Origin of the sequence: Pseudogracilibacillus amylolyticus (SeqCode) (assembly GCF_051918545.1) — a bacterium.
GTDB lineage: Bacteria > Bacillota > Bacilli > Bacillales > Amphibacillaceae > Pseudogracilibacillus.
The window spans coordinates 1-4,955 of record NZ_JBPPZG010000237.1 but is presented as its reverse complement, the minus strand read 5'-3'; the positions used below and the strand labels follow the sequence as shown (position 1 = coordinate 4,955).

Below are 4,955 nucleotides of genomic sequence, written 5' to 3'. Positions count from 1 at the left end.
GCTGTGTTCGTTTTGTCTATAACAAGATGTTAGCTGAACGAAAAGAAACGTATGAGGGACTAAAAGATGATAAAGAAGCATTAAAAAAGGTGAAGCACCCTACTCCTGCCAAGTACAAAAAAGAATATGAATGGCTAAAGGAAGTAGACTCTTTAGCGTTAGCAAACGCCCAACTAAATTTAGACAAGGCATATAAAGCCTTCTTCAAAGGCAATGCCAAGTTCCCAAAATTCAAAAGTAAACGGCACAAGCAAAGCTACACAACCAATGTCGTAAACGGAAATATTCAATTGTTAGATGGTCATATCAAATTACCTAAATTAAAAATGGTCAAAATCAAGCAACATCGAGAAATCCCATCGGAGTACAAAATCAAATCTTGTACCCTATCTATGACTGCATCGGGAAAATACTATATTTCTATTCTTGTAGAATACGAGAAACAAATTGACAATAAGAAAATTGAAAGCGTAGTCGGGCTAGATTTTGCGATGGATGGGCTATTTGTTGATAGTGAGGGTGAGAAAGCCAATTACCCTAAGTTTTATCGACAGTCATTAGACAAGTTAGCAAAAGAACAACGTAAACTTTCCCGTAAAAAGAAAGGGTCATCGAACTGGAATAAACAACGTATTCGAGTAGCTAAAATCGGGGAGAAAGTCGCAAATCAACGCAAGAACTTTCTTCACCATAAATCAAAGAAATTAGCGACTAACTATGACGCTGTTGTGATTGAAAATTTGAATATGAAAGGTATGTCACAAGCACTAAAGTTTGGAAAAAGTGTCGCTGATAATGGATGGGGAATGTTCACTTCTTTCTTACAATACAAACTAAAAGAACAAGGGAAACAACTTGTCAAAATAGATAAATGGTTTCCATCCACCAAAACTTGTTCAAATTGTGGTTCAGTAAAAGAAGTCAAGTTATCTGAACGTATCTACCAATGTGCTTGTGGACTAAATCTTGATAGAGATTACAATGCAGCACTCAATATCAGAAAAGAAGGCATTCGATTACTAGCAAGTGCCTAATAAAAATATAAACTTTTGGAACAAGAGGGTTAGCTTGGTCAATTTCGTCAGCTACCAAGAGTGGCGATTACCCAAGAAGCCCCCACTTCAAGCAACCCGTAAGGGTGGTAAGTGGTGGGTAGTTCACTAGCTCCTTGGGAATTGGAATGTTAGGGGTGTAACAATGGAAATTAAATCATATGAAGATCTTATGCAAGCGGAATTGCATGTAACCCGGGGAGGGCAGAGACTACTTGTTTCTGTCTTTTTAATTGATAATTTATTAATTGATACAGGACCTTCTAGAAAAGACGACTATCTTATTCCGTTATTTGAAAAGTGGGAAATGCAAAATGTAATTTTAACACATCATCATGAAGATCATACAGGACTTGCAAATTGGTTGCAGCATAATAAACAAGTTAAAATTTATATGCATGAGACCGGAGTTGAGACATGTAAAATAGCGGCAAAGCTACCTTTATATCGTCATTTATTTTGGGGGAAACGTGAGCCTTTTGAAGCAACTCCTTTAGGTAAAACGTTTCAAACAGAATATTATACGTGGGATATAATCCATACACCTGGACATGCAGATGACCATATTGCATTATTCAATCGTGAAAAAGGGTGGTTATTTGGAGGAGACTTATTTGTAAATCCAAAGCCAAAAAGCCTTTTTAAGTTTGAATCAGTACCTGAAATAATTCATTCTTTACGTAAAGTGTTGGCATATGATTTTGAAACTTATATATGTTCACATGCAGGAGTAATTTTTGAAGGGAAAAAAGCAATTAAAAATAAACTTGACTATTTAATTAGTAAGCAACAGGAAGTATTATTTTTATATAACAAAGGCCATTCACCAAAACAAATCAGAAAACAATTATTCCCGAGCCGACATCCAATGCAATATTTTTCACTGTTTGAAAATTCACCAATGCATTTTATACATTCTGTAATTAATTGCTAAAAAGGGTTCTAATAATTTTTGGGCATCCTTTCTTGACTCGCTCGCTGGCTAAAAGCGCGACGAGGGAACGACTCTGCATCGATGGAGCCTATGCATGTGGTGGTAGTGACTGCGCATCTATTTGAGCGACTCAGCATGTGGTGGTAGCGACAGCGCATCTATTTGAGCGATTCTGCATGTGGTGCGAACGACTGAGCTTACTCGTCCCACCGAAAAGCATTTGCCTTAGGCGCCCAGTACCATGTCAATCACTCGTAAGTGCAACTCATACTCTCGTCGTAAATGCTTGCTCACGAAGCTTAAGTGCAACATCACCTAATCACCGCCAATTACGGCTCTTTAGGAAGGTCGACTAAGGACAGGCTTTGCACCTAACATCACGCATACCCCTTGTGATGAGGGCATGTTTTCTTTAATGGATGCCAAGTTTTCTAAAAGTGGTGCTAGTCACGTATTGTGCCTAGCACCATCTTTGTTATGCTGCATTATCATTAGAACTATCACCGATAAATTTATCGACTAGTAAAGCAATCGCTCCGTCTCCTGTTACGTTTGTAGCTGTACCAAAACTATCTTGTGCCATGTACAGTGCGATCATTAAACCCAATGTCGTTTCATCAAATCCAAGCATCGTACTGAGAAGTCCTAATGCTGCCATAACGGCTCCACCCGGAACACCTGGAGCAGCAATCATAATAATCCCTAACATGAAAATAAACGGCATCATCATACCGAATGTTGGAAGTGATAAACCATTCGCAAGTACCATAACCGCTACCGAACAAATGACCAGTGTAATGGTACTACCGGACAAATGAATCGTCGCGCATAACGGAACAGCTGAGTCAGCTACTCCATCACTTACTTTATTATTTTTCGTTGCACGAACAGTTACTGGGATCGTTGCTGCACTTGACATGGTCCCTAATCCTGTAAAATAAGCCGGCAGCATCGTTTTTAGAGCAGAAAATGGATTTTTCCGTGTGTATGTACCTGCAATTATATAAAGAATAATGAGCCAAATCCAATGTACGACAACCGCCATGACAAGAACAAGTCCAAATGCTTTTAGCGTCTCAAACACTGCTCCATCCGCACCAAGTTCAGCAAAAATACTTGCAATATAGAATGGTAAAAACGGAATAATAATTTTCCAAATGAGTCTCTCAACAATTTCTTTACCTTCATCAAAAAATGCTTGTAAGGTCGGACTGTTAATCCGTGTAACCCCAATACCAAATACAAAAGCAATCGCAAGTGCAGTCATGACGCCAGTAATCGGGTCAATTGCAATTTCAAAGAAAGGCTCAAATCCAGCTCCTTCCTCTGCTGAACCTCCGCTACTACCAACGAGTCTAGGAATAATAATAAGAGCAACAATAAACGCTAACGTACCTGCAAGAATCGTTGAAGCGTATGCAATTGCAGCGGTGATACCGAGCATTTTTCCGGAGTGTTTACCAAAACTGGCAATACCACTAGCGATATAAAAAATAATGATTAGCGGTATTGTAAATCCTAAAAATTGTCCAAAAAGTTCTTTAAATGTAACGATAATCCGAATGAGAAATTCTGGAGCAACTAAGCCAATAATAATACCACTCACAATACCGATGACCAATTTTCCTATTAACTTCATTCCTTCACCCCTTTTTAAACACAATGTGACCTAAATATAGCATTTGTATTTTTTAAAATCAAGGCAATTTTCAGAATATAGGAGTTGTTCATTTAGAAGGATAGGGGATGAAGCGCTATAACGATGAAGTATGAGGATATCCTTAGTGGGATTTCATTGACACCGCGATCAGAAAAATGATAGAAGAAAAAACGTCCCAAATGATGAATCACTTGAGACGAAATCAGTCGCAACTACGACACTCCCTTATACCTTATTCAGCCCCCAAATATTCTTCTAAAGTTAAATCTTTTTCCGCAATTTCTTGGGCAGCTTTTTTACCAACATACCGTAAATGCCACGGTTCATATTGATATTCTGTAATATGTTCTTTTCCTTCGGGATAGCGAATAATAAATCCATATTCATGGGCATGTTCTTTGACCCATTTCCCTTCTTCTGTTTCACCGAAATCTGTATTCAAATCAAATCCGACTGACTCTGAGGTGACGTCCATAACCAGTCCAGTTTGATGTTCACTTTCTCCCGCTCGAGCACTGTACGTATTGGCATGATCTTCGCCGTGGCGTTCTACATTCGAAGCAAAGATTGCCTCTTGCCTTTCATACGACCGATACCCGGACTGAGCAAATAAAGTTACCCCATCATTATCGGCAGCTTGAAACATCTCTTCTAATGCATTTGCCGCTTCTTTACGTAATTGTTTTTTTGGATCATCTTCAGAAAATGGAAAACGAACATCTGGTACAACTAGATCCTCTGGGTTAAAGTCATTTGGAAGGGCGTAGTTTTTATTGACTAAAACAAGAATTTCATAAGGGTTTTCAATCGTTTCCACAAATTCATCGGGAGCGGTTGGTTCCGCTAATTTACTTGCGACAGAGACTGCTTTTTCTTGATCGATGACTTCTTTAACTTCTTGATTATATATTCCAGAAACAAATAAATCGTCATGTTGTAATTGAATATCCGTTATTGCCCATGTGGTAAGTGCATCATATTTTCCTGACGTTTCCACAGGATAGCCAATTTCGACTAGAGCATGTTGTAAAGCAAGAACTTGCTCCCCTTGATCACCTTTTTGTAATTCAATCTCAGGAAGTTCTGTATCGGTCATTTCCTTGTCTACCGGTTGACTCTCTTGCTCGCCATGTTCATTATGTATAACGTCTTTATCTTCAGAACTGCATCCAATGACGAAAATAGCTATTATTACTCCAAAAATAATCACACTTTTTTTCATAATTTATCCCCCATATCCGATAGCTATTTTCTCATAAATTCTAGTGGGAAAGCAATCAATTATTTCATCTGTTATAAAATATACAAA

4 protein-coding genes are annotated in these 4,955 nt (G+C 38.3%); 2 read left to right on the top strand and 2 right to left on the bottom strand.

The window, feature by feature from the left end; genetic code table 11:
• Both ACPYKA_RS18270 and ACPYKA_RS18265 read left to right on the top strand, forming a co-directional pair.
• Positions 1 to 1,034: RNA-guided endonuclease TnpB family protein (locus ACPYKA_RS18270; protein ID WP_479543638.1), on the top strand; the 1,034-nt coding region annotated here is incomplete at its 5' end.
• 163 nt (positions 1,035 to 1,197) lie between these two features.
• Positions 1,198 to 1,986: an MBL fold metallo-hydrolase gene (locus ACPYKA_RS18265; protein WP_479543637.1), complete on the top strand. Its 789-nt coding sequence runs from the start codon at positions 1,198 to 1,200 to the stop codon at positions 1,984 to 1,986.
• Between the two features lie 475 nt (positions 1,987 to 2,461).
• Here ACPYKA_RS18265 and ACPYKA_RS18260 read toward each other — a convergent pair whose 3' ends face one another.
• A complete protein-coding gene (locus ACPYKA_RS18260) occupies positions 2,462 to 3,625 on the bottom strand; it encodes a dicarboxylate/amino acid:cation symporter (protein ID WP_479543636.1) in 1,164 nt (387 codons plus the stop codon).
• Between the two features lie 253 nt (positions 3,626 to 3,878).
• On the bottom strand, positions 3,879 to 4,868 hold the full coding sequence (locus tag ACPYKA_RS18255; protein WP_479543635.1) for a D-alanyl-D-alanine carboxypeptidase family protein: 990 nt from the start codon (positions 4,866 to 4,868) through the stop codon (positions 3,879 to 3,881).
• Positions 4,869 to 4,955: the final 87 nt, after the last annotated feature.

Bases quoted from the DNA above. Each gene is read 5' to 3' on its own strand.
- ACPYKA_RS18265 (WP_479543637.1), top strand. From the start codon at position 1,198: ATGGAAATTAAATCATATGAAGATCTTATGCAAGCGGAATTGCATGTA.
- ACPYKA_RS18260 (WP_479543636.1), bottom strand. From the start codon at position 3,625: ATGAAGTTAATAGGAAAATTGGTCATCGGTATTGTGAGTGGTATTATT.
- ACPYKA_RS18255 (WP_479543635.1), bottom strand. From the start codon at position 4,868: ATGAAAAAAAGTGTGATTATTTTTGGAGTAATAATAGCTATTTTCGTC.